The sequence below is a fragment of the Sulfitobacter sp. SK025 genome, assembly GCF_003352105.1.
In the GTDB taxonomy this organism is placed as follows: Bacteria; Pseudomonadota; Alphaproteobacteria; order Rhodobacterales; family Rhodobacteraceae; genus Sulfitobacter; species Sulfitobacter pontiacus.
Genome location: NZ_CP025811.1, coordinates 108,226 through 132,220 on the forward strand (window position 1 = coordinate 108,226; position 23,995 = coordinate 132,220).

Below are 23,995 nucleotides of genomic sequence, written 5' to 3' on the forward strand. Positions count from 1 at the left end.
CGGCAAACGCCGCAGGGTAGCCCTCCTCACCCGCCCTCGTCTCTTCCGATCCGCATGAGCGCCTCGAAGTCGATTTCTTGCTTCTGTTCGTCACTTATATCCGGCCGGATTTTCGATACCGGCTGGGGTCCATGGACGTCCCACATCACCGCGTGCGCGCCTGTAGTCCAGCTATAAACCCAACCAACAACGCTGCGCCCGTCGGTCCCGATCAGATTGGCAATCGCGACGCCTTCACCATTATCATCGTCCACTGTTTACTGACTTCCTGCACTTTGGCGCTGCAATCGCGGCATCGTGTTCTCAGGCTTCGCCTGCACAGCATGACGCAATTGGTGGATGTTGGCTAACTGCTCTTCCTTGAGGTAGCGGATTTCACGAAGGGACATCCAAAGCGGTACGCCCCAAATTTGCATTGCTCTCAAATCCTATGGTCGGGCTCCGTGGCGGCTTCAACGATCCCGAGAACCTCATAGGGGTCAAAGCCGATGGCGCGGGCGAGGACAACCAGCTCGACGACGTCGACCCGGCGCTGGCCGCTTTCAAGGCGGGCAATGAGGGATTGGTGGCATCTGAGCTTAGTCGCCAATTCAGCCTGTCCAAGGCCTGCCTTGATTCGGGCGTCGACCAACGCCTGGCAGAGTGCCACCTGTCCCGTGCTTCTGATTGTCTTTGCCACGCGTCACATACCTTTTGTGACGTCGCTAGCGGATGAAATCTGTTATCTAAAAAGTAGATATATGAGGGCGTTATCGGCGTCTGGTTTCCATGGGCTGCAAGTCTGATGCTCCCGAGGTCGCCCATCAATCCCCTACCAATTGCAGAAATCGGCCATAGTCCTCGCTGACTTCGCGCGCTTCCTCGAAGGCACGGGCCCGTTCACCGTCGAGGCAACGGAAGTAGTTCTGGATATCCTGGATGTAATCTTCGAAATCGCCACGGATGATGTCCGCATATTCCCGCGCCGCCAGCGAATCGCTTGGTAGAAAAGGGCGGGTTGGGGCGAAGCAGGATTCCGCCAAAACCAGCCCGGGAACGCAGATCAGAGGGACCATAGATTGCAATGGCAGCAGTCCAGTCAACCTTGGGTTTGTCAAACCTGTTATCTCCTTGATCGCGGACACTAGCCGTGACTAGTGTCCGCGTGACTAAACTACAGCTGACGCATGATATTACATCTTGCGGTTGAAAGTATACTATCGTAACTCTGGGCTTCAAGTGAAAATGCCTAGGGTCGCGCCATTGAAGAAAGCGTGAGCCGGGCCATGAACTGGGACATCGAAGCACCAAATGTGGTTACGGAAGCCAGGTTCCGCGAACTCGTGGAAAGCGGCCATTGTGCAGAAATCCTGTGCCAGGAGACGGCACATAAGAAAGGCCCCAGCTATTACGGGGTCTGGATTATGCGTGTTGTCTCTGATGACGGGGTGGAAAAGCTCCTCGTCACCGCCCGCACGCGGACGACCTACAACGATATCAAGATCCGCGAGTTCAAGACGGTCTCCGGCGTGGTGTCTTTCTTCATTGGCCTTGGTTTTGCGCATGTCGACCTGCCGCTTGAGGCGGGAACAAGCCGCACGCATAAACTCGCCCCGCCAGACAAAGCCCCATCAGACAAGGGCGCTGACAACTAACCTCGTCTGCCTCTGGCTGGTCGCCATGCCAGCCTCCGCGCAAATGGTCCTGGTCATGGATAGCGACGGCTCTCTTACCCCGTCGCGCTCCCAAAGCAGCTTTGCTCGAAACTACAATGACGGGATTGGTCAGGGTTCGGCCTCCGATGGGATCGCGATCCTCGGCGAGGTAGAGGCCGAGCAAGAGGGCGTCCAAGTTGCGGCCTTTGCCCGCCTGACTCCCCTGCCCCGCGCCGATGTTCTCTCTGGGATTCAGACCACGGCCTTGCGCTATGCCGGCCATCCCGGCCTGCGTCGCGCGGGGCTTTCCGTGACGGATTGGATGGCTCTCTATCGAGCCAATATCGAGGTTGAGAGCGCCTATCGGCAGAATGCGATTTCAAGTGCAGGTGCCATTGGCCTTGGCCAGTTAATGCCCGCCACGGCCAGTGATCTGGGCGTTGACCCGCGTGACCCTCAACAAAACCTCGACGGCTCCGCCCGATACCTCGCGATGATGCTGGAGACGTTCGGCGATCCGCGTCTTGCCCTCGCTGCCTACAACGCCGGCCCGGATTCGGTCCGCCAGTATGGCGGCATTCCCCCCTACCGAGAAACCCAGAACCACGTGGCCCGTGTCATGGCCGTCGTAGCCCGATTGGAAGGATCAAATTCATGATGTCCCAGCCTTTTTGGAAATCATTCCTAAAAACACTTATCGGCAATGTCACGAGAGCGCGCAGCGCGGCAGTGCATTGGCGATACCGCTTTTTCCAAACAAGTTGGATTTCACACCTCTTTGTCGCCTCGCTGGCGCTCTTTCTGGTATTCGCTGAGCCTGCGCTTGCGCAAAGCATTGATCTTTCCCCGATTCAGAGCCTGTTGCAGGGCATCGTTGATGCGCTGACCGGCCCGCTCGGCGTCGTGATCGCCACACTCGCCGTTCTGGGCGTGTTCCTCAGCTGGTTCTTCAATATCATCGATCTGCGACAGGCCCTCTGGGTTCTCGTCGGCATTGCCGGTGTTGCCGCCGCTCCCACTATCGTTGCCGCAGTTTTCGCCGGTGGCTGAGCGCTCGCCTCTCTTTCTCGGCCTCGTGCGCCCGCCCAAGCTTCTGGGCCTGCCCATCATGTACGCGATGGTCTGGCTTTTCGGCTCGGTGCTCTTGTTCGTCTGGGTCCAGCACATCGCGGTGCTGGGTGTGGCGGCCCTGCTCTACCCGGTGCTCTGGAAGGCTGCGGATTGGGACCCACGCTTCATCGACGTGATGATGACGGCGCTGCAAGAGACGCCGCCCACGCGGAACCGCTCCATCCACGGCGGGGACAGCTATGCCCCGTGAAGCCGCGCTTGATCTCCGCACGATGACGCCGGACTGGTACGCGCACGAGACCCGCCTCGCGCACATGCTGCCCTATGTGAGCCTCGTCGATGACCAGACCGTGCGGACCCGGGTCAACGAGCTTTTCCAGTGCATCCGGCTCGACGGGGTCAATAGCTACACGACCGATGACGCCTATCTCGACAAGGTGACCGCGCTCTTTGCCCGGATCATTGCGCAATTGGGGCCGGAGTTCAGCCATTACGTCCATAAGGTCTCGAAGGCGATCACGCCGGACCTCGAGCCGCTGCGCGAGGACAGTTTCGCGGGAGAAGTCGACCGGCTCTGGCGCAAGAAGCTAGAGACCAGCGGGCTGCGCGACAAGACGCTCACCCTTACGATCATCCATCGCCCGCCTCCAAAAAGCGTCCTGCCATTCCTGAACCGCAGCGCGCCGGATCGCCTCAAGGAAGCGACCGAGAAGCGCCTTCGCCGATTGGGCGAGGCCGTGAACGTGTTCCTGTCTGGCCTGACGGAGCTGAATCCACGTGTGCTTTCGGCCAAGTCCGGCGAGTTGATCGGCTTTCTGGGGGCCCTCAACACTGGCCAGGAACTGCCGCTCTATCCGGCGAACACCTATGGCTTCCTGTCCTTCAACGTCGCCAACACGCGAGTGACGTTTCAAGGCGATCACTTCGAGCTCTCCGAAGGCGTCGTGGGACACCGCTACGGCAAGAGTTTCACCATCGGGGAATACTCGGAAGGCACCTCCTGCACCATTTTCGACATGCTGAACCTGCCGGTCGACATGATCGTCACCCATTCCTTCACGCCGATCAATTCGAACCTCATGGCAGGCCGCATCAAGCGGCAAAAGCGCCAGATGCAGGCCTCCCAGGACGCGGCCCTGTCGCTGATGGAAGCGCTCGACATCGCCGCCGATGATCTGGAGGCCAAACGCCAGAGCTTCGGCGAGCACCACATGGTGGTGACGATCTTCTGCGATACGCTGGACGAGTTGCAAACGCTCAGCGCCGAGATCGTCAACGCCGCTGCCGCCGAAGGCGTGAAGATGATCGGCGAGCGGGTCGCGGCCAAAGCCCACTACCTCAGTCAGCATCCCGGCAACCAGCCGAAACGCGTGCGTGCCAGTGCGATCACCAACCGTAATTTCGCCGACTTCGCGGCGTTTCATCGGACCCAGCTCGGCAAGCCTGCTCAGAAAACACCCTGGGGCAAGGTCATCACCTACTTGCCCACGCCCGAACAGAGCGCTTACCGGTTTTCCTATCACGAGCAGGGATCGCCCGACAAAGAACCGACCAGCGGCCATACCCTGATCATGGGGCGGCCCGGGTCCGGCAAATCGGTGCTGTCAGCCTTTCTGATGACCCAGGCCCGTCGCGCAGGGGCGCGGATCTTCGTCTTCGATTACCGTCTTGGCATGGAGATGGCGGTGCGCGCCAATGGCGGGCGCTACGCCTCCCTGAACGCCGGCCAGCCCACGGGTCTCAACCCGCTCTGGACCGAGACCGATGCGCGGGGCACCGCGTGGCTCTCGGACTGGCTCACCACACTGCTCTACCGCGCCGACAAGCCTCTGACCCCTGCGCAGACCAACCGCATCCAGGAAGTCGTGCGCCAGAACGCGCAGGCCACAAACCCGGCCCTACGGAACTGGCGGGATTTCGCATCGCTCTTTGTCTCCACCGACGATGGCGGCGATCTGCACCAGCGTTTGCTCGAGTGGACCGAAGAGGGCCGCTATGGCTGGATCTTCGGGCAGACGCTGGAAGACACGTTCTCGCTCGAAGGCGATGTCGTCGGGTTCGATCTCACCGGCATTCTCGACAGCGAGGCCGAGAAAGAACGCATGGCGGTCCTCTCCTATCTCTTTCGCCGGGTCGAGCGCGAGATCGAGGATCGCCGCCCCACCATCATCGTCATCGACGAGGCCTGGAAGGCGCTCGACAACGCGTATTTCGCCGAGCGGCTGTCGAACTGGCTCGTGACCGCGCGCAAGCAGAACACCGTTGCGGTAATGATGACGCAATACGCCAGCCAGCTCGAGCGCACCCGGACCGGCAAGACTATCGTCGAGGCCGTGCCGACGCAGATCCTGCTCCCCAATATCCGCGCCAACGCCTCGGATTACGCCATGCTGAACCTGACGGAGAAGGAACTCGATGTCCTTCTTAACACGGGCAGCAACAGCCGCTTGGCGCTGATCCGTGACGATCAGGGCTCGATCGTCGTCGATGCCGATCTCAGTGCTCTCGGGCCCAATCTCACCATCCTCGGCGGCATGGAGAAAGGCGAAGCGCTCGTCGGCGCCGATTACCGCGACCACCCTGATTTCTGGAGGCTTTCATGACCCGTATCTTATTGTTCCTCGCCGCCCTCGGCCTGCTCGCCTCCTGTGCGCAGTATCGCGAACCGCAGGCCAATTGCTTCACCTTCCTCGCCTCCACCGCAGCCATCTCGCCTGATTGCACCTTCACGCCCCTTGGCACACCGGAGGGCGACATTGAGGTCTAGCCTGCCCCATATCCTGGCACTTTGCCTGCTGCCCGGTCTCGCCTTGTCTCAAGGCGTGCCAACCAATGACAGCGGGCTGACTGCACGCGATATCGTAGAAACGGGTGATCGCGAGGCAGACTTGGCTGTTCAGGCCGACAAGCTTGCCGTGCGCGAACTCATCGCCGAGATCGAACGGGAGCAGCTGGAAACCCTCCGACGCATCCTCGATGCCCAGACCAGCTTCGGCGGCCAGGGCTTGCCCGCGATGGTCTCGGGACTGGAAAGCGGCAGCGGGGATCCCGACCGCTCGGTGGCGGCGGTCTATGGCACGGGCGAGATCGATCCCAATCCCGGCGGTGCGCAGATGTTCGGCGACGCCGCCGAGAACATCGAGCAGCTCATCATCCGCGTCGCCCAGGAAACCAGCGGCTTTGCGGGTGTTGGCCGCGCAGGGCTCTCCCCCGTTCAATGGCGCGCGCTGCTGCAAGCGCTGATCTGGCAGGAAAGCCGGTTTACGATCGGTGCACGGTCTCCCGTCGGCGCCTATGGCCTCACCCAGATCATGCCGGGCACCGCCAGCGATCTCGGCATCAACCCGGAATACTATGACAGCCCCTACCTACAGGTGCATGGCGGCGCGCGCTATCTCGCGACCCAGCTCAAAACATTCGATGGTAACATCATCAACGCCCTCGCGGCCTACAACGCCGGCCCCGGCCGGGTTTTCGAGTATGGCGGCGTTCCGCCCTTTCGCGAGACCCAGTACTACGTGTCGGTCATCCCTGAACGCTACAATCTCTATCTGAGCCGTATCGGCGGGATCGAAGCGCTTGGCACGATCGACCCCGCGCTTCTGGCCAATGCCAACCTCTCGCTCACGGGGCACGGCGCGGCCTTCTATGGCAACAACTCACCCGCCGCGATCAGGCAAGCCGCCCTGCGTATTGCGGATATCGTCGAACGGATTTCCGAGACCGAGGATGTGCAGGAGAGCGTTGCGCTCAACACCTATGCCCGCGCCGAACTCGTGCGTCTCGTGGCCGCCCGCATCCGGCTTCAGGCCGCCCGCACCCGCGTGCTCTCCGCCGAAGAGCTGGCCCAGGCCAGCGCCCGCATGGCCGAAGGCGCGTTCATGGATTTCACGATCAGGGAGATTGAATGATGGGACATCTGCTCTTGAGGACGGCTTTGGCCACGACACTTGGCGTTGGCTTGCAGTTCAGCGCCCTACCCCCTGCCGCAGCACAAGGTGTACCGGTCGTCGACACCCAGAACATCGCACAAAACATCCAGCAGCTGCGGCAGATGATCGAGGACGAGATCCTGCAAAACGAGCAGCTGACACAGCTCCGCGAGCAGCTTGCCACGCTCACGGATCAACTCGCGGAGCTGCAAAGAACCTATGAAGCGCTCACCCGACTTGCCGAGCTTCCCGAAATCATCCGGACGGAAATGGAAGACGAGTTGAACGGTCTGCTCGACCAGGAGTTCGGGGACATCCTCGCCACGATTGAGGCGATCAAGACTGGGGATTTCTCTGGCCTCTCCGGCTCCGGCGCAGGCGAGATCGAAACCCAGATGGACCGGGTGCTGGCCGATCTCGGCTTCGATGAAGACACGCTCTCGGAAATGGCCACGAGCGGCAATTCCGGGGCCAACCGCGTGGCGACGCAGGCAACAACCGGCGCGCTCGTCTCAGCCGCCGCCCAGAACAGCTATGAAGATGCCGGCCAATCGCTCGAGCGGGTCGACCGTCTTGTGGGGCTCATCGACGACATGGAAGAGCTCAAGCAAAGCATCGATCTCAACACGCGCGTGACAGCTGAATTGGCCATCGCCCTTGTGGCGATGTGGCAGCTGGAAGCGATTCAAACCGTGGGTGACGGCACCGGCGGCGTGATCGATGCCGCCACCATCGCCGAAGAGCAGCGCTTCATGGATTTCACCTTGCCGGACCTCCGGGCAGACTGATCGTGGGGGCATGACGGGTGGCGAGTGAACAAGAAATCATCGAGGAAGAACTGGTCTATGGCGCGCTGCGCCGCGAACGGCTCTGGCAACGCCTTGGTCTGACAGGTCTTGTCTTCGGCATCATCGGCTGTTTGAGCGCGGCAGCTGTCTCGATCCTCGATGTCGACCCGCCCCCCGTCGTTGTCCCCTATGATCCCGCCACCGGCTTTGCTCTCCCCGAGGCCTCGGTGGGCGCTTCCTCGGTGACCGCCAACCAGGCGATCATCGAGGCGGAGGTCTTCCGCTATGTGACCGACCGGGAGGTCTATAACCAGCTCGACAACGATCTGCGCATCCGCAGCGTTCTGCGCCGCTCGGACGGGGCCGCCGAGAGCGGGCTGCGCCAGATCTGGAACAGCGCCAACGAGAATTACCCGCCGACCGTCTATGGCCCCAATGCTCGGCTCGACGTGGAAATACTCAGCATCAACCGGATCGGCACCAACCGCGCCACGGTGCGCCTGCGCAAGCGCCTGACGTCCATTAACGGAGTCCAGACCGGCCTTTTCACTGCGACGCTTCTCTTCGAGTTCCGCCCGGAGACCCGCCGCTCCATCGATGAGGTCTGGACCAACCCCTTCGGCTTCACCGTGCGCGAATATTCCATCCGCTCCGACAGATTGGAGAATTAGTTTGATCAATAAGTTCTTTGTTGCTGCCATATTTGTTTTGCTGCCTGCCCTCACTTTCGCCGAAGCCATCCCGCGCGGTGGCCCAAATGACAGCCGCGTGCGGCTGGCAACATATCAGGAAGGTCAGGTCTACCGCCTCAGCGTCTCGCTCACCCATGTCACCACGGTCGAGTTCGGGGAAGGCGAGAGCATCCGCTCGATCATTGCGGGCGACACGGAAGGCTTCGAGATCGACGGCGTACCCGGGGGTCAGGCCTTCGCGATCAAGCCGGTGGCGCGCGGGGTGCATACCAATGTGACCGTCTACACAAACAGGCGCAGTTATTACTTCAACGTCGAGGAGACCCGCAGTCCGACCTTTTACGTGGTCCAGTTCCGCTACCCCGAAGACAATACCCGGCCCACACGTGCCATCGCGGCCCAAGCGCCGAACTATAATTACGGTGCCAGCGCGCGGACCGAGTTCACCCCCACCCGTGTCTGGGATGACGGGACGTTTACGTATTTCGAATTTCCGCGGAACGCGCCGGTGCCTGCGATCTTCCGCTACGCCAATGGCCGTGAGCGCACGGTCAACACGCAAGCCACCGAGGACAGCGTGATCCGGGTTTCCGGGGTGAACGGGCAATGGGTTCTACGGATCGGTGACGAGGTGGTCTGCATCAAAGCCACACCACCTACGGGGGTGCGATCATGAGCGACGCCGGAAACGCTGACCTCGAAAAGCGCCTTGCCGCCCTTGAGCAAGGCAAAGGCTCCGGGTCGCCCCCTGCCCCACGGCGCTCACCGCTGCTCGCATTGGTCGTTGTCCTCGCGATCGGGGCGGGTGGTTCACTGCTCTATCTGATGTCCCAACCCGAGGAAGAAGAAGCCCTGCCTACGGCCACGCCGGACGTGTTCCAAAACGAAGGCGACGGGTTTGGTGCCATCGAAACCCTCCCTCCACCCGAGCCCGAAGTGGTTCTGGTCGCGCCCGAGCCCGTCGAGCCCAATGCCGAGCTTCTGGCGCAGCTCGCCGCCCTTCAGGCCCAGATCGAGGAGTTGCGCAACGCGCCCGAACCCGTCGTCGAGGAAGACACGGCTGCCGCCGAAGCCATCGATGCGCTGACCGCCCAGATCGCGGCGCTACAAGCGGCGTCAGAAGCCGCGCAGCAGCAGTTCCGAGACGAGCTCACGGCGCGCGATCGCGAGCTGGAACAACTCCGCATGGACCTCGAACTCGCGCAGCTCGAGGCCAACCGCCCTGCCCCCGCGCCTCTGGGGCCATCTGAGGACGAGTTGCGGGCGCGGGAAGAGGAGCGACTGCGCCGCGAAGAGGAAGCAAGACGGCTCGCGGAACTCGAGCGTCGCGCGGCCGAAGAACGTGCGTTTCAGGAGCGCCGCATCACCTCGCCCACCATCGCCTTTGGCGGCACCTCAGGAGCAAATGAAACCGCGCTGACCGAGCGGACCTTTGGGGAAGTGACGGATTTTGTGCTGAACGGCGCGCTGCCCACTTCTATGACGCAAGCCGAGGTCATCGCCAATCCCTCCAACACGATCATCCAGGGCACCATGATCCAGGCCATCATGGAAACCGCCCTCGACAGTTCCCTGCCCGGCCAGACCCGGGCCGTCGTCTCAGAAGATGTATACAGCTTCGATGGCTCCCGCCTTCTGATCCCGCGCGGGTCCCGCCTGATCGGGCGCTATCGTTCGGGGGTCGATATCGCGCAGCGCCGCGTCACGATCGCCTGGGACCGGATCATCCTGCCCGCGGGCCAGACCGTCCAGATCAGCTCTTTCGGGGGCGATGAACTTGGCCGTTCGGGTGTTACCGGCTTTGTGGACACGCGCTTTGCCGAGCGTTTCGGGTCGGCCGCCCTGATCTCGCTAATTTCCGCGGCACCAAGTGCCGCCGCCTCCGAGGTCCAGGATGAAACTGCCGCCGACGTTCTCGAAGACGTTGGCGATGATCTGGCAGATGCGACGGACAGCGTCATCGGCGATTACCTCTCCATCGGCCCCGTCATCTATGTCGACCAGGGCGCCCGCGTCACGGTCATGGTCGACCGCGATCTGGAGATATTCTGAGCCCATGTCGCTGAGCTATCTCGAAACCTCACTTGACCGGATCGACGCCGCCGCCCGCGACGATGTCATCGAGATCTGCATCAACCCTGATGGCACCTGTTGGGGCGAATTCCAGGGCGATCACTTCATGCGCGCGCTGGACCAGAGGCTGACGGGCGTTCAGGTCAGGGACCTCGGCAACCAGATCGCCTCCTCTGCAAATACCACGATGAGCAAGGACCGCCCTATCGTCTCGGTCTCGATCACCTACAAGGGACGCCCGATTCGCGCACAGGTCATCACCCCGCCCGCCGTGCTCTCGGCCATGTCGATCAGCCTGCGGTTCTTCTCAAGCCTGCCACTCGATGGGATCGCGCTCGATTTCCTCTATGGTAAAGAACGCAAACTCGAGGAACTGCGCCTCGAAAAAAAGCGCGCCTTACGCGCCGTGGTGGCCGCGGGTTTGATCGATGATGCGCTGGCCTTCTGCGTCGAGAACAAACTCAATATGATCGTCTCGGGTGGCACCTCCACCGGCAAGACCGTAGCCGCGCGCAAGATCCTCTCTCACGTACCGGCCGAGGAACGCATCGTGACCATCGAAGAAGCCGCCGAGCTTCTGCCGACCCAGCCAAATGCCGTGACCCTCATCGCCAATCGCGACGCAGAATTCCAGACCGCCGATGTGCTTCTCACCGCCACGCTGCGCATGCGCCCCGACCGGATCATCCTGGGCGAGGTGCGCGGCAAGGAGGCCATGACCTTTCTGGAAGCCATCAACACCGGCCATGGCGGCTCGATGACCACGCTGCATGCCGAAACTCCCCAACTTGCCGTGCAGCGCCTCGCGATCGCAGCACTAAAGACCGAGTTCCCGATGACCTATGCCGACATGATCCAGTACATCGAGAATTCCATCGACGTGATCATCCAGGCCGGTCGCCATGACGGCAAACGCGGCATCACCGAATTCTACCTCCCCGGCGCAACTGAGATTGGAATTTCCCCATGAAGACCTTTGAATACGATATCCCGTCCTTTCCCATGGCCCGAAAAACCAGCCTTGCCGAAATGCAGGCCAGCCTGAATGCCAAAGGTGCGGAAGGCTGGGAGGTGGTGTCGATCAGCTCCTCGGAATTCGCCAACGTGGGACACACGGTCTTCCTGAAGCGTGAGACCACACCCGCCGGAGCCACGGCATGAGGCAGGCGGGCTGCACCCTCGTATTGACTGCGCTGGTCTTGGGCCTGACGTTGGCACCCGCCTTCGCTGAGCGCGATCTCGTGCCGACCCTCGATCGCAGCTTTGACGTCTGTCCGGACCGGCCCGCTGAACCCTTGTGGATGCAGGAGATCCCCCTGCGCCAAGCCTATCAGCGGGTTCTGGTTCAGGACATCTATCGCGCCCAGAATCTCGAGCGGGTCGTCGAGATCGGCAACTGCGACTGCGCGACCCGGTTCCCCTCTTGGGACGCAGCCGAGGCCGTGTTTCGGGAAAGGTACCCGAGTGACGAACGATGGGAGATGCTGCAAGCCTCGGACGCCTACAACCGCCGCGCAAACGCTGCCCGCCCTGCCGCCAAGGCCATCTGCGAAGCCGCGCGCAATTGGTAAGGCAGCCCCGTCATGAGCGTCGTCACCTATTTCGTTGAAACCTCCCAGGGCTATCTCGACACCGCCGCAGAAACCCAGTTCGGGTCGGTCGCGGCAACGGTCGGCACGCTTCTCGTCCTGGGAACAACGCTCGTGGTGATCCTCGTCTTCCTGAACATGATCTACCAGTACAAGGCGATGGACGGGCGCACGGCCTTCTGGCTCGCGGTCAAGATCGGGTTGATCGGAATATTCGCGACCAATTGGATGCAGTTCAACGCCTTCTCGTCTGCCATTCTCTATGGGATCGACAGTATCGCGGGCGCGCTCGTGGCCTCCGTCGGCGGCGGCAGCCTTGGGCCTTCTGGAACTTTCGCTGAAGAATTCGACCGGTTGATCGCCGAGCTCGGCGATTACCTGAATGCCGCCGGGTCCGAGCTGAACTGGATGGCTGGCGCCATGCTCGACATCGTCGGAGTGCTTCTGCTCTCGATCCTCGGCGGACTGGCCGCCTTCATCCTCGTGGCCTCCCGACTGATGATCGCGCTTCTGATCGGGATCGCCCCGGTGATGATTTTCCTGACCCTCTTCGAGGTGACCAAGGATTATTTCGCGCGCTGGTTATCCGCGCTGGTTTCCTTCGCGCTCTACCCCATCGTCGTGGCCGGCGTGTTTGCCACGATCACTGGGGTTTCCTCAGCCTTGATCGGTGAGCTTGGCGACCCGGAAGGGGCCTCCAATATCGGCGCGCTCATCCCCTTCTTCATGATGGTGCTCATGGCCAAAGGGTTCATAATCGCAACACCCTTTATCGTCCGCGCGATCTCCGGTAACATCATGATGCCCGCCCTCTCCGGAGGTCTCGGCGGCGGCTACAGCTTCGCTCGCGCAGCGATGGGCAGCCAGCAAGCCTACAACCGCTATCTGATCGGCGGTGCAAGCGGCGCAGAGTACGCAGCCCTCAGGGCGCGGCAGTTCTTTGGCGTGCAGCAGATGCCGGCGAGGCAAGGCATGGGTCAGACGGGTTCCACAGGCGGCACAGGATCCGCAGACTCAGGGTCAAAAATGCTGGCGCAGCTGGCGAGACTGGGTCGGCTTGGTCGACGGTGACGGTCCTTTGCGGACATCGGCTGGACAGGCTATCGCTGCGATGACACTTCCCGGAACCGGCCATCCATGCAGTCGTGCAGCATGGGTCAAGTTTGCAAGGTCCGTAGTTGCCGTTGCAAACTGTTCCGCTAGGCTTTTCGAAGTGAAAAAGGGTATAGCTACTAGTGGGCACCCACTGTCGAAAGAGGGCAAAAGGCGCATTTAATTTTCATAAGGCGCGCTCTGCACACCCTACATAGCAAGCGGGCAGCTTTTCATTGAACCGCAGCATTTTCTGCCATCTCGTTTTAAGATATCAACTATCTCGGACTCGATCCGCCGCCGCTCATGCTCTCGCAGAACTAATTCTTCAATCACATCTTTATTTGGGCACTCGGCACGTAAAACCGGTTTATGTAACCGATTGCAGCCCGAACTGCACTTGTCAGCGACGCAAGATTTCTTTCGCAGAAGCCTATGTTTCCACCTGCATCCTCTTGGACAGGGTGTGCGCACATTCAAGACTTGCCTGCGATCTCTGGATATGCGCGGCAAGCGGTCGGCCAACCATCCTTTGCCTCGGAACATAGCCAACCACAAATCCTCTTCCCATCCCAGAGGTTTGGCCAGTGTCTCCATCTCGACCTGAACATGTGCCGCATCGCCATGACTCAGACCGGAACCTAGCGGCCATACACCTCTATTGTGGGCGTACACCTGGTTTCTCAGGTAAACGCTCAAGTAGGACCACCACGTCTTGGCTGCGTCGTCATCGTCCAGCGGATATTCGGAACGAAAATAGACACAGAATGTGCTGTCCGGATTGATGTGCCGTTCGAGGCAGAACGCAGGAAGCTGACGCTTGTTCTCCACTTCCCCTACAGCAACCCCGCCATGCTTTGAAATCTCAAGCTTGAGCCAAAACCCGTCAGCAGACATAGTCTTCGTGCCCGGAGGTGACACCAACAGGGTCGTCTCACGCGTCTTTTTGTCTGCAATGCTCGCCCATTCTGGGGTGTTTTGGAGCAGTCGGTTCAGAGTGTTCATTCGGACTTGAAATGTGCCCGAGGCTGAGGCGACTGGCTTGGAGCATGGGCTCTGGCGTAGTTCGGGCTGGCAACTTGTGCCGGAGCAATCGACAAGCAAGCTGCGACTTCGTCATAGTCCATGCTGGCGGTATAGCCGTCCTCGTATAGCAAGTCCCCAAGCGCTACGGGGGCAACACTCAGCGCGCGTGGTCCGAACTTGACGCCGTTGTCCTCGCAGTCGCGCTGCATCTGCTCGGACCGTGTGGTTGCGATGCTTGATGCCACGCGCACGGACCGATCACCACGGATACCAATCCGGGAAACCGGTGTCGGGCCAAGCTCGACACCGATGGCCAGTCCAAGACTGTCGAGATTGCCTAGAACAGATTTGCACAAGCCGAATGACGAGTGGAGACCGCCAGCACACTGCGCTGCTGAAGATACTGATTTGCGTTCGTCGGTCTCAGTGCGCGTTCCTTCGGCAATTAGCGCATGGATACAGTCCCCTATGAACCGGACTTTCCGGCCTCCAAAATCCTTCTCCACCACATTCTGAAATTCTTGGCGGATAACGTGAAGGGCGCGAACCGCTTCGCGAATGCCTCCTGACGCCACGGCTTCATCGAGATAGTCGGTGTACCCGGACAGGTCAGCATACATGGAGACCAACGGCATGCGGATCGAGCGGCTTGGCGACAACTCAGCATAATCGATTTCGCGCAGCGGCGGCTCCCTGTGAGAAAAGGTGAAGCTCGGGTCGGTGAAGTCTGGAAACTCCCCACGATGAACTTCATCTTTCCAGTTGGCCACGATATCTTGCGTATAAGCTTGGCGGTCCTGAACACCGAACACCAGATTGCCGTTGGCATCCTGGCGCGCTGCGTTTACGGTAACATCGGAATCAGCGAGACTTATGAACTCGTTGATCACTCCGAACTCCTGTAGGTTCAAAAGAGCCCGCACGCGGTCGGAGACATAGACACCTGCCTCCTTACCGAAGGCCAGCTTTGCTGCATGGTTTGCTGCGCTACCAAGGAACATCGGTTCCTGTTCGCAGCCCGTTCCGTTGTTGATGGCAACGCAAGTGCCCACGTCGATACCGATCCGGAATTCCGCGTTGAACTCGTTCCGGGCAAGCTCGCGGTTTGCGGCATCTGCAACCCGCTTGAAGTCATCAACGAAAGCAAGCGCCTGGGCCAACGTGTCGCGGCTGACACCCTGCTTTCCGCGTTCCAGAACAACAGCGTGAACACGACCATTGTGAAAATCCACCCGCTGCGCTGCGGATGCCTCAATCGCCCTGTCAGCCGCGCTGTAGTAGAGGTGCAGCAGGCGCATCGCGTGCTCGTGCGAGGCCTCTGTCTCGCGGCCTTCGTCAAGGCGAAACTCATCGTAGTTGGTGATGGCAATGTAGATTTGCACAGTGTCCACCACCACGGCCTTGCCTCTCGGCAGACTAAACAGCGGCGGCGTGGTGGGCTGTTCTTTCGCTACCCGCATGGCCATGTCGGCCTGATACAGGCGCTGGTATTCTTCAAAGCGCTGAACATTGAAGTCTGGAACCTCGCCTTTCAGCTTGTTGATGCGCGCGAGCGCTGTTGCCTCATTCCAGGCCATCTTGATCTTCCTTTCTGCGTCACCGGATGACCCGCCGCGCCGATTCTAGTTTTTAATATACTCCTATATTTTGGGGGTATCATAGTATTTGTCAATATGCTAGTCTTTTGCAGGGAGAATAGGCCGCCATGAAGCACGAATCCATCAAGCCAAGTCAGCGAAAACGCTACGAGTTCATAGAGTTCCAGCTCATGTGGGACGGTACTGTTGGACGCAAGATTCTTACGGAGAAGTTCGAAATTTCTCCGCAGCAAGCAACGCTAGACCTCACATCGTACCTGGACCTCGAACCAAAGAACATGACCTACGACCCGCGTCAGAGAACCTACATCGCACGCTCTGGATTTCGTCCGGCTTTTATAAAGGGAGAAGCGGCGGAGTATCTTCAACACTTAGAAATGCTGCATCATGGCTATCGTAGCTCCGATGAAGTCTGGCCTGCAAGCGTACCTGAATTCGATGCGGTAGCGGCTTCCACGCGTAAGACTGACCCCGATATCTTAAAAGCCGTGCTTCGGGCTATTCGTGACCGACACTGTATTGAGGTCATGTATGTCTCTCTCAGTTCTGAATCGGATTCGCCTCGTTGTCTTTACCCGCATGCGATTGCCAGTGATGGTCACCGCTGGCACATGCGTGCATTCGACGGAGATAAGAACCGCTATTCAGATTTTGTGCTTTCGCGCGTCGAAAAAGTCGCAACCAACGCTGATAATGACCAAGAGCTTCCAGAGGACGAAGAGTGGACGAATATTGTTGATTTACGCTTGCAGCCTGATCCAGCTCTCAGCGATAGGCAACGCGAACGTCTGGAAATCGAATATGACATGAGCAAAGGAGAGCTGTTGCTGAAAGTACGCCAAGCGATGCTGTTTTACTATCTGCGCTTTTATGGGTTCAATCCTCACGACGTTGAAGAAGGGATGATCCGCAACAAAAGTAGCTTTTCACTCTCTATCAAAAACCTAGAAGAAGTAGACGAATGTATTGGTCGGCGAAGCTAAGAAAAATAATCGGCTGGGAAAAAGAGGTCAGACTGCCCGGACTGTTCTCGGGGGACGGTGCATCTGAGCTTGTCAGGACAACCCTTCGTGAGAACCGTGCAATTCGCGGCGACTCAGCAATTGTAGACCAACTAATGAATCACGGTGAGATTGTATTTTTTCGCAAGGGCGACTGCTTGATTCATGAAGGTGATCAGGACAATGATGTTTATTTTCTTCTGTCTGGTGAGGTGGATATCGTTTTCAAGCGTCAGCTTGGTTCGAAACGCGTTGCTCCGAACCAAGTCGGCGAGATGGCAGCGATTGAACTTGGAAGCAAACGATCGGCAAGTGTATATGTCCTGACAGATGAGGCTGCCGCCCTTAAAGTGCCGGGACAGGAATTTAACCGAATATGGACGAATAGCCCAGAATTGCAACAAAACCTGCAAATAGAGATGACCGCGCGCCATCGCGAAAGGATCGCTGCTGGCGAAGTTGCAAGGCGTAATAATTCCTCTTCATGGTTCTGGACTTCTTTTGGAGTGGGCTTGGCATCGTCTCTCATCACTTGGCTATTTCTTGTCCCTGCAACATGGACATATGATGCCCGCCTGGCGGCAACCGCCATGTTTGGCCTTGCGGCGTTCATATTGATGCTTCTTCATAATCCGGCTTTTTTTTGGAGGCGATGCTTCGGCCTTGTCTTGTTGGCTATGGTGGGGGTCTTTGCCCTTGCTCAGTTTGTATCTGTGGAGGCAGAGCATGGATTTGCCAGCCTAGAAGTAGCAATTCGTACTGGTGAGACCCAAAGTGAATGGCGGCAAACGCTTATCAATCAAGGAGCCTTTGTCCTCTCTTTGATTATTTGTGCGTGGATGGATCGCAGGAGCAACCCGGACTAAGAGAGAAGCTGCTCTGCATCTTGAAAACTAGACCGTTTGAGGAGAAAGTTCTCGGCTGTTTTTTCATGGCTGGAGCGGAACGCTCTGCCTAAAGTACCGGATTCCGCCCTCCTCTTCGGTCGCCCCATGTCTGCCGGCGCGGAACTGATAGTGTGTCCGTTTTTGCGGCCAGTCCGTGATGCTGCCTGCAGCTAACTTCCGGAATCTGCGCTCAATGTCGATTACCAAGGTCGAGACTGTGCAGAATTTTGTGCGTGACGCGTTTTCTTACGCCATCGGGAAGCGGTCTTCGAACATGATGGCAAGCTGAGATCTGACAGCGTGCCATTCGCGGACCGAACGCTTCCACTCGGTCGATGTAGCATTGAGCGCCAGATAGATCAATTTCGCCGCAGCGTCGTCGCTTGGGAAATGACCTCGGGTTCTGACGGCACGGCGAATATTCGAGTTCAAGGCCTCAATGGAATTCGTGGTGTAGATCAGCCTGCGGACCTCGGGCGGGTAATCGAGGAACGGGATGACCTCGTTCCAGGCCCGGCGCCAGCTCGGCGCGATCGCCGGATACTGCCTTGCCAGATCGCTGTCCTCGAACTCAGCCAGAGCCAGTTCTGCCGCCTCGACGTCCACGGCCGTGTAGATCGCCTTGAGGGCGGCGGCGACGGCCTTGCGGTCCTTGTAGCTGGCGAAGTTCATGGAATGGCGCAGCAGATGGACGATGCAGGTCTGGATCCGAGTCTGGGGGAATGCGGCCTCGATGGCCTGGGGAAAGCCCTTCAGCCCGTCCACGACGGCGATGAGGATGTCCTGGACGCCCCTGTTGCGCAGGTCGCTGAGCACTTTGGCCCAGAACTTCGCGCCCTCATTGGCCTGAAACCACAGGCCCAGAACGTCCCGCGTGCCATCCGGCAGCACCGCGAGGGCTACGAAGACCGCCTTGTTCGAGACCGCCCCGTCGCTGCGGATATTGACCCGGATCGCGTCCATGAAGACGATCGGATAGCACGGCTCCAGCGGGCGGTTCTGCCAGGCGGTGACCTCCTCCATGACCGCGTCGGTGATCGCGGAAATCAGGCTGGGCGAGGCCTCGACGCCGTAGATTTCCTCGATATGCCCCTGGATCTCTCGGGTCGTCATTCCCCGGGCATACATGCTGACAATCTTGCGGTCGAATTCAGGAAAGCGCCGCTGATACTTCGCGATCAGCATCGGATCGAAGGTGCCGTTCCGGTCGCGGGGAATGTCCAGAACCACCTTGCCGCTGTCCATGGTCACGGTCTTCTGGCTGCTGCCATTGCGCCGATTGGGCGGCTGGTTCTGGCCCTCAGGCGCATCATCTGCGCGCTCTTCATCGAGATGGACATCCATCTCTGTGCTCAGCGCGCGTTCCGCCAGCGCCTTGGTCAGCTCCGCCAGGATGCCGCTCTTGCCAAACAGGTCACCGGGTGAACGCCCTTCCATCAGACGGTCCAGCAAGTCTTTGTCGATGCTCATACGTGGGTCTCCTCTGTGAGCAGTTACCACGTCAGCGCACAAAATTCAGGATAGTCCCGCTTATTCGCGTTTTTGTTCATTACTCTCTTTTGGTTCGGGGTCATTTTTCGCAAAAGACAGGCACCATCGGGCCTTATGTTCCCGTGGTTGTCAGCCGTACGGCTGTCGGCACTTTGGTCTGATACCAAGCTTCATGTTGCAGCCATTCGGAGAATGCGCCTACCTCCGTATGATGACCACGCTCCACTGGCATCTGCGATACACGGGCTTGGCCTGTTGCTGGTTACTGCCATGGCTGCTTCAGGCACAATCTATTACTTTATAAACAGCGGTAATCCCGACGCAGGCGGTCTGGTTGGTGTCGTCATGTTTATTCACCTCAACCTTGCCAATCTTGTTTGGGCATATTTGATCGGACATGCGGGTCTTGCCCTTGTCCATCATTTTTCCAACAATCTGCGTTTGGCCGAAATGTGGTCGCTCCGCCGCGACTAACTAAGCCATATTATTGAAAACTGTAGGGCAAAAAATTCACCCCTGGACAGGTATCCAGGGGTGAATGGGTAAGATGGTTGTAGATTGTTACGCAGAATTAGAAACGCATACGAATACCAAAATTCACAGATGTGTCGTCGATATTGTTTCCTTTGGCCCGGATCAGGTCTGCCGTGTTTCCGAGGGACCGATTCCAGGATACACCAACATAAGGCGCAAATTCCCGCGTGATTTCATACCGCAGGCGAATACCAACACCTACATTGTTGAAGCCGGAACCAACGTCGAATTCAGGATCATCCTGGAGCGCGGCACTGGTTTCAAAGCGTCCCTGAGCAATCAGCTTCTGGGTAAACAGCAGATCGTAGGTGCCCTGAAAGCGAGCGGATACATCGCCCTTTTCGCTGACGAAGAGTGCGGATTCAACTTCAAACCAATAGGGTGCCAACCCCTGCAAACCCACGACGGCATAGGTTCGGTTCAGATTCGGGCCGGGCCCAAACTTCAGATCGTGACGAACACCAAACTGTGCATCCCAGAACGGCGAGATCATCCGGCTATAGAGGAGTTGCAGTTCCGCATCGCCTTCCTTGGTGGACGATGTTGTACTAGCGCCTTCCGTTTTGACCCACAGCTTGTCACGGTCGCCGCCATACCAGCCCTGTATGTCCCAGTTCAGTGTATCTCCACCAGAGTCATTATTCCTGATCTCGAGCTGATCAACGGTGACGGTGCCAAATTTTTCTTCATCCATCACCTGAGCACCAGCATGCTGCACGGTCGCGAACATTCCGAAGAGACCAAGACACAGGGACGAAATCGTAAATTTGCGCTTGCCACTCATTTTCGTATTTACCACTTTGGACTTCCTCATTCTAGTTCAGGCAACCGTTACAACGCGGAACATTCCCATCTCCATGTGATAGAGAAGATGGCAATGGAAGGCCCAATTCCCGGGCGCATCCGCGGTGACCCGGACTGAAACCCGTTCGGCTGGTTTGACATTGATTGTATGCTTTCGGGGCAGGTATTTTCCCTGACCGTTCTCCAGCTCCATCCACATGCCATGCAAGTGAATAGGGTGCTCCATCATCGTGTCGTTCCGCAAAATCAAGCGCAGGCGTTCACCATACCGGAACTGGATCGGTCCCTTGACCTCCGAGAATTTTTTCCCATCGAAGGACCACATATAGCGCTCCATCACGCCAGTCAGGTGCAACTCAATTTCACGGGCCGGTTTGCGTTTGTCCTCGTAGGGTACCAAGCTGCGCAAATCCTTGTAGGTCAGCACCCGGCGACCATCGTTGCCCAAGCCAATGCCGGGGTTTGCGGTTTGATCCGTCGCATACATCGACACCATCGCACTACCTGGCAGGTGTTTATCCGGGCCGTGTTTGAAAGATTTGCCCTGGGGCTTGGTCGGCATTTCCATACCCTTGGTCATACCTGCCATGCCATCAGAAGACATGGATTTCATATCCTTCATGCCAGTGGACGACTCTTTTGCCATGCCGCCATCCATCGACATGCCGCCAGGCATCATACCCATGTCAGCCATGCCTCTGACAGGACGGGTGCGTCGGGCCGGGATACCTGCTTGCATACCCATCTGGGGCGCAAGAGTGCCACGCGCAAAGCCGCTACGGTCCATTGTTTCGGCGAAAATCGTATAGGGCTTGTTGCCGTCTGGCTCAACGATCACATCAAATGTCTCAGCCACACCGATGCGGAACTCATCAACTCGCACAGGTTTGACATTCTGGCCATCTGCGGCAACCACCGTCATTTTCAACCCCGGGATGCGAACGTCGAAATATGTCATCGCCGCACCGTTGATAAACCGCAGGCGAATTTTCTCACCCGAACGGAACAGGCCGGTCCAGTTTTCGCCACCGGTCATACCGTTCATCAAGTAATGGTACGTCGCACCTGTGACATCGGCGATGTCCGTCGGATCCATACGCATGGCTCCCCACCGCGTGCGATCTGCAAAGGTCGCCTTGGCACCGTTTTTCCCGACGCTCTGCATGAAATCAACGACGGTCTGTTTCTGGAAGTTGTAATATGACCCCATCGTCTTAATCTTGCGCAAGACGCTATAGGGGTTTTCAAAGGTCCAGTCAGACAACATGACAACATAGTCACGCTGGTATTTGAAAGGATCAGGCCGGATAGGGTCGATGATAATCGGCCCGTAGTGCCCCGATTGTTCCTGTAGACCCGAGTGGCTGTGGTACCAGTAGGTACCGCTTTGCCGGATCGGAATGCGATATGTAAATGTCTGGCCGGGCTTGATGCCCTGAAAGGTGACCTTGGGAACGCCATCCATCGCATTGGGAAGGATCAGCCCGTGCCAGTGAATAGATGTATCTTCACCAAGGGTATTGCGGACATTGATCGTAACGTCCTCGCCCTCTTTGAAGCGCAATAATGGCCCCGGAATACCGCCGTTCACCGTCACGCCGCGTCCGCGGCGACCGCCAACTTTGACACGCTTCTTTGCTACCGTCAGGTCATATACCCTTGGTGCCGTTTGTGCAGGCGCACCGTTCGTGTATGCATAGGATGGAACAACACTTTGAAACAATGCGGCTGATCCCAGCCCCACGGCCCCCGACATGAATCCACGCCTGTTCAAAAAGCCCAGTTTATCAGTCGTCATAACCATTCCTTCGCCATATCAGGTTATCCTATCCCATAGTCCCGTAGCCCTGACGAGTAAATTGGGGGCCCACTGGAAGGTTGGGCAAAAACTGCATTACTGCGCTACTTTAGGCACAGTTTTCGCCTTATGCTCCGAACCTGACGCCATCCAGGGGTTAAAAAGTCTCAGGGTCTGGTGGCTTGCGCACGAACCAGCTGCAGCCTAAGAACCCGAAAACTAGAATTTGATCCTAAACAGGACACCTATATGCAAACAGTTTTAGATGTGCTGGGATGGATAAGTGGTCTGCTGGGCCATGAACATTCAAAAGATACATCAACAGCGTTTTACGTCGTGCTTCATGTTATCCTTATCTGGGCACCATTGACGTTTGTTCTCGTCGTGCTGGTAAGAGTTGCAAAAAGTATCGCGAAACGCGCGAACGTATTTGGAAAAAGGTCTGGCACGGTCTTGCAGTCCGGGCTTCCGGGTTCGGTTTTTCAGTTGATATTTCGCCACACACGGCAGGATCAATTTAACCTTGTGGTATTGGGCCTGATCTCGCTGCCGGTTCTCTATGCAACCTTGGAATTGCCAAAACGGATTATCAACAGAGCCATTGACGGACCAGAGCACACCACCTTCATGTTCGGCCTCAACCTTACACAAACCGAACATCTGTTCTTTCTTTGCGCAGTTTATCTTGCAGCGATCATGACAAGCGGTCTTCTAAAATATGGCCTGAATGTTTATAAAGGGAAGGTCGGAGAGCGGCTTTTAAGGCGCCTTAGGCTAAATATATACTATAGATGGAGAGCGGGTTCAGGTACGGAGCAACGATCCGAGGTCATCCCGATTATCATGCAGGAGGTCGAGCCAATCGGCGGGTTTGCCTCTGAAGCCTTTGCGCTTCCCGTATTTCAGGGCGGGACGTTCCTGACAATACTTGTATTCATGTTTTTGCAGGATCCGTATCTTGGGGCTGCCGCAATTGCACTGTTACCACTTCAGCTAGCGTTAATCCCGAAGCTCCAACGAAAGGTCAATGTGCTCGCGCGGGCGCGGATGGGCGAGGTTCGTTATCTCAGCGGCCAGCTTGGAAGTCAGGCAACAGCCGATAATCTGATTGGTATCCACTCAAAAGCGGTCGGGGGCAGCCTTAAGGAAATTGAACGCATCCGGTTGAGCATCCATCGGGCAAAATTCTTCGCAAAAAGTCTTAACAATTTTCTGTCCTCCCTTACGCCCTTTTTCTTCTATGCAATCGGTGGATACCTCGTGATCAATGGGAAGTTGACCTTGGGTGGATTGGTCGCGGTAATAGCCGCTTACAAAGATTTTTCAGCCCCGCTAAATGAACTGTTCCGGTATTATCAAAGCCGTGAAGACGTCAAGATCCGCTATCAAGGTGTAGACGAATTTTTGAGCGATAGAGGCTTGTTGGTTTGAGAAGGCATAAATCATGACCTGCCCCCCGAGGCTCCCTCATTTATAACGAGAGTCTGCGGGTCTGGTTTTCATATTCGTTGTCTTCGTTTTGAGCAAGCGCGTCGGGCGCGGAGCCCTCAAATTGCTCAAGCGCTCGACGCGCTTCAGCGGGCGTTTGGTTTTCCAGTGATGAGTGGGGTCTGACGTTGTTGTAATCGTATCGCCAGAGCGCCAGCTTGCGGCGGGCGTCATCCAGGCTGTCGAACATCTCCTCATTCAAGAGCTCGTCGCGCAGGCTGCCGTTGAATGACTCGATGAAGGCATTCTGCTGGGGCTTGCCTGGGTCGATATAGTGAATCGCCCCGGTTTTACCGGAGACCTGTAGCTTCATTTTACGCGACCATATCGAGCACGTCGCGCTGTGCATAGAAGTTCTGTTCAGCCTCTGCTGGCGGTATGTTTCCGATAGGACCGAGCAAGCGCCGGTGATTAAACCAATCGACCCAGCCGAGTGTCGCGGTAATCCCCCCTAAAATTAGTGGTGTTCAAAAGTAGAATTTTCTCGGCAAGATATC

At 57.9% G+C, this 23,995-nt stretch carries 28 protein-coding genes and 2 pseudogenes; 19 read left to right on the plus strand and 11 right to left on the minus strand.

All coding sequences use genetic code 11. The annotated features are described in order from the left end of the window. Positions 1–26: 26 nt before the first annotated feature. The 4 genes from C1J04_RS18085 to C1J04_RS18095 all read right to left on the minus strand — a co-directional run bounded on the left by C1J04_RS18085 (position 27) and on the right by C1J04_RS18095 (position 1,055). On the minus strand, positions 27–254 hold the full coding sequence (locus C1J04_RS18085; RefSeq protein ID WP_009503808.1) for a hypothetical protein: 228 nt from the start codon (positions 252–254) through the stop codon (positions 27–29). A gap of 3 nt (positions 255–257) precedes the next feature. Next, entirely contained in the window at positions 258–389 is a 132-nt protein-coding gene (locus C1J04_RS19720) for a hypothetical protein (RefSeq protein WP_268874241.1), read from the minus strand. A 32-nt stretch (positions 390–421) separates the two neighbouring features. Continuing rightward, positions 422–679 carry a helix-turn-helix domain-containing protein gene (locus C1J04_RS18090; protein WP_037941711.1) on the minus strand — a complete coding sequence of 86 codons (258 nt, stop codon included), beginning with the start codon at positions 677–679 and terminating at the stop codon, positions 422–424. 124 nt (positions 680–803) lie between these two features. Then, positions 804–1,055 carry a hypothetical protein gene (locus tag C1J04_RS18095; protein ID WP_114865742.1) on the minus strand — a complete coding sequence of 84 codons (252 nt, stop codon included), beginning with the start codon at positions 1,053–1,055 and terminating at the stop codon, positions 804–806. A 210-nt stretch (positions 1,056–1,265) separates the two neighbouring features. Between C1J04_RS18095 and C1J04_RS18100 the strand changes: the two genes are divergently transcribed. The 15 genes from C1J04_RS18100 to C1J04_RS18165 all read left to right on the plus strand — a co-directional run bounded on the left by C1J04_RS18100 (position 1,266) and on the right by C1J04_RS18165 (position 12,850). After that, the gene (locus tag C1J04_RS18100) at positions 1,266–1,634 is read left to right on the plus strand and encodes a hypothetical protein (protein WP_114865743.1); all 369 of its coding nucleotides are present in this window, start codon (positions 1,266–1,268) and stop codon (positions 1,632–1,634) included. A 43-nt stretch (positions 1,635–1,677) separates the two neighbouring features. Beyond that, positions 1,678–2,292: a lytic transglycosylase domain-containing protein gene (locus tag C1J04_RS18105; RefSeq protein ID WP_114865744.1), complete on the plus strand. Its 615-nt coding sequence runs from the start codon at positions 1,678–1,680 to the stop codon at positions 2,290–2,292. A gap of 107 nt (positions 2,293–2,399) precedes the next feature. Continuing rightward, positions 2,400–2,684: a TrbC/VirB2 family protein gene (locus C1J04_RS18110; protein ID WP_037941840.1), complete on the plus strand. Its 285-nt coding sequence runs from the start codon at positions 2,400–2,402 to the stop codon at positions 2,682–2,684. Further along, complete coding sequence (locus tag C1J04_RS18115) at positions 2,677–2,955, plus strand: type IV secretion system protein VirB3 (protein WP_008327373.1); 279 nt, start codon at positions 2,677–2,679, stop codon at positions 2,953–2,955. Before C1J04_RS18110 ends, C1J04_RS18115 begins: the two co-directional genes overlap by 8 nt. Then, positions 2,945–5,308 (plus strand): type IV secretion system DNA-binding domain-containing protein, encoded by a 2,364-nt coding sequence (locus C1J04_RS18120; RefSeq protein ID WP_114865745.1) that lies wholly within the window; start codon positions 2,945–2,947, stop codon positions 5,306–5,308. The genes C1J04_RS18115 and C1J04_RS18120 overlap by 11 nt, the downstream gene beginning before the upstream one ends. Further along, entirely contained in the window at positions 5,305–5,472 is a 168-nt protein-coding gene (locus C1J04_RS19475) for a hypothetical protein (RefSeq protein ID WP_174226643.1), read from the plus strand. The genes C1J04_RS18120 and C1J04_RS19475 overlap by 4 nt, the downstream gene beginning before the upstream one ends. A gap of 55 nt (positions 5,473–5,527) precedes the next feature. Next, entirely contained in the window at positions 5,528–6,616 is a 1,089-nt protein-coding gene (locus C1J04_RS18125; protein ID WP_114865773.1) for a lytic transglycosylase domain-containing protein, read from the plus strand. Next, entirely contained in the window at positions 6,616–7,425 is an 810-nt protein-coding gene (locus tag C1J04_RS18130; protein WP_114865774.1) for a type IV secretion system protein, read from the plus strand. Before C1J04_RS18125 ends, C1J04_RS18130 begins: the two co-directional genes overlap by 1 nt. 17 nt (positions 7,426–7,442) lie before the next feature. Next, a complete protein-coding gene (locus C1J04_RS18135) occupies positions 7,443–8,096 on the plus strand; it encodes a virB8 family protein (RefSeq protein ID WP_114865746.1) in 654 nt (217 codons plus the stop codon). A 1-nt stretch (position 8,097) separates the two neighbouring features. Continuing rightward, on the plus strand, positions 8,098–8,793 hold the full coding sequence (locus tag C1J04_RS18140; protein ID WP_114865747.1) for a TrbG/VirB9 family P-type conjugative transfer protein: 696 nt from the start codon (positions 8,098–8,100) through the stop codon (positions 8,791–8,793). Further along, complete coding sequence (locus C1J04_RS18145) at positions 8,790–10,169, plus strand: TrbI/VirB10 family protein (protein ID WP_114865748.1); 1,380 nt, start codon at positions 8,790–8,792, stop codon at positions 10,167–10,169. The genes C1J04_RS18140 and C1J04_RS18145 overlap by 4 nt, the downstream gene beginning before the upstream one ends. Positions 10,170–10,173: 4 nt before the next feature. Beyond that, positions 10,174–11,160 (plus strand): ATPase, T2SS/T4P/T4SS family, encoded by a 987-nt coding sequence (locus C1J04_RS18150; RefSeq protein ID WP_114865749.1) that lies wholly within the window; start codon positions 10,174–10,176, stop codon positions 11,158–11,160. Beyond that, positions 11,157–11,351: a hypothetical protein gene (locus C1J04_RS18155; protein WP_114865750.1), complete on the plus strand. Its 195-nt coding sequence runs from the start codon at positions 11,157–11,159 to the stop codon at positions 11,349–11,351. Before C1J04_RS18150 ends, C1J04_RS18155 begins: the two co-directional genes overlap by 4 nt. Beyond that, on the plus strand, positions 11,348–11,761 hold the full coding sequence (locus C1J04_RS18160) for a hypothetical protein (RefSeq protein ID WP_114865751.1): 414 nt from the start codon (positions 11,348–11,350) through the stop codon (positions 11,759–11,761). Before C1J04_RS18155 ends, C1J04_RS18160 begins: the two co-directional genes overlap by 4 nt. Before the next feature lie 12 nt (positions 11,762–11,773). Beyond that, the gene (locus C1J04_RS18165) at positions 11,774–12,850 is read left to right on the plus strand and encodes a type IV secretion system protein (protein WP_114865752.1); all 1,077 of its coding nucleotides are present in this window, start codon (positions 11,774–11,776) and stop codon (positions 12,848–12,850) included. 231 nt (positions 12,851–13,081) lie between these two features. Here C1J04_RS18165 and C1J04_RS19380 read toward each other — a convergent pair whose 3' ends face one another. Together C1J04_RS19380 and C1J04_RS18170 are read right to left on the minus strand one after the other, a co-directional pair. Continuing rightward, complete coding sequence (locus tag C1J04_RS19380; RefSeq protein WP_162797853.1) at positions 13,082–13,876, minus strand: E2 domain-containing protein; 795 nt, start codon at positions 13,874–13,876, stop codon at positions 13,082–13,084. Continuing rightward, positions 13,873–15,474 carry a hypothetical protein gene (locus C1J04_RS18170; protein ID WP_114865753.1) on the minus strand — a complete coding sequence of 534 codons (1,602 nt, stop codon included), beginning with the start codon at positions 15,472–15,474 and terminating at the stop codon, positions 13,873–13,875. Before C1J04_RS18170 ends, C1J04_RS19380 begins: the two co-directional genes overlap by 4 nt. 128 nt (positions 15,475–15,602) lie before the next feature. Between C1J04_RS18170 and C1J04_RS18175 the strand changes: the two genes are divergently transcribed. Both C1J04_RS18175 and C1J04_RS18180 read left to right on the plus strand, forming a co-directional pair. Next, the gene (locus tag C1J04_RS18175) at positions 15,603–16,478 is read left to right on the plus strand and encodes a WYL domain-containing protein (RefSeq protein ID WP_114865754.1); all 876 of its coding nucleotides are present in this window, start codon (positions 15,603–15,605) and stop codon (positions 16,476–16,478) included. Next, positions 16,457–17,362 carry a cyclic nucleotide-binding domain-containing protein gene (locus C1J04_RS18180; protein WP_114865755.1) on the plus strand — a complete coding sequence of 302 codons (906 nt, stop codon included), beginning with the start codon at positions 16,457–16,459 and terminating at the stop codon, positions 17,360–17,362. Before C1J04_RS18175 ends, C1J04_RS18180 begins: the two co-directional genes overlap by 22 nt. Before the next feature lie 267 nt (positions 17,363–17,629). Here C1J04_RS18180 and C1J04_RS18185 read toward each other — a convergent pair whose 3' ends face one another. Continuing rightward, complete coding sequence (locus tag C1J04_RS18185; protein WP_114865756.1) at positions 17,630–18,853, minus strand: IS256 family transposase; 1,224 nt, start codon at positions 18,851–18,853, stop codon at positions 17,630–17,632. A 72-nt stretch (positions 18,854–18,925) separates the two neighbouring features. Between C1J04_RS18185 and C1J04_RS18190 the strand changes: the two genes are divergently transcribed. Continuing rightward, complete coding sequence (locus tag C1J04_RS18190) at positions 18,926–19,348, plus strand: cytochrome b/b6 domain-containing protein (protein WP_114865757.1); 423 nt, start codon at positions 18,926–18,928, stop codon at positions 19,346–19,348. Between the two features lie 97 nt (positions 19,349–19,445). Here C1J04_RS18190 and C1J04_RS18195 read toward each other — a convergent pair whose 3' ends face one another. Together C1J04_RS18195 and C1J04_RS18200 are read right to left on the minus strand one after the other, a co-directional pair. After that, a complete protein-coding gene (locus tag C1J04_RS18195; RefSeq protein WP_254693892.1) occupies positions 19,446–20,207 on the minus strand; it encodes a copper resistance protein B in 762 nt (253 codons plus the stop codon). Positions 20,208–20,228: 21 nt separating this feature from the next. Further along, on the minus strand, positions 20,229–22,016 hold the full coding sequence (locus C1J04_RS18200) for a copper resistance system multicopper oxidase (protein ID WP_114865758.1): 1,788 nt from the start codon (positions 22,014–22,016) through the stop codon (positions 20,229–20,231). Between the two features lie 243 nt (positions 22,017–22,259). Here C1J04_RS18200 and C1J04_RS18205 point away from each other — a divergent pair, with 243 nt between their 5' ends. Further along, the gene (locus tag C1J04_RS18205; RefSeq protein ID WP_114865759.1) at positions 22,260–23,441 is read left to right on the plus strand and encodes an ABC transporter ATP-binding protein; all 1,182 of its coding nucleotides are present in this window, start codon (positions 22,260–22,262) and stop codon (positions 23,439–23,441) included. Between the two features lie 40 nt (positions 23,442–23,481). On the opposite strand, the pseudogene C1J04_RS18210 reads toward C1J04_RS18205, so the two are convergent. Both C1J04_RS18210 and C1J04_RS18215 read right to left on the minus strand, forming a co-directional pair. Then, positions 23,482–23,775, minus strand: a pseudogene (locus C1J04_RS18210) (integrase core domain-containing protein); the annotation flags it as partial. 37 nt (positions 23,776–23,812) lie between these two features. Continuing rightward, positions 23,813–23,938 (minus strand): annotated as a pseudogene (locus C1J04_RS18215) (IS3 family transposase); the annotation flags it as partial. Positions 23,939–23,995 lie beyond the last annotated feature (57 nt).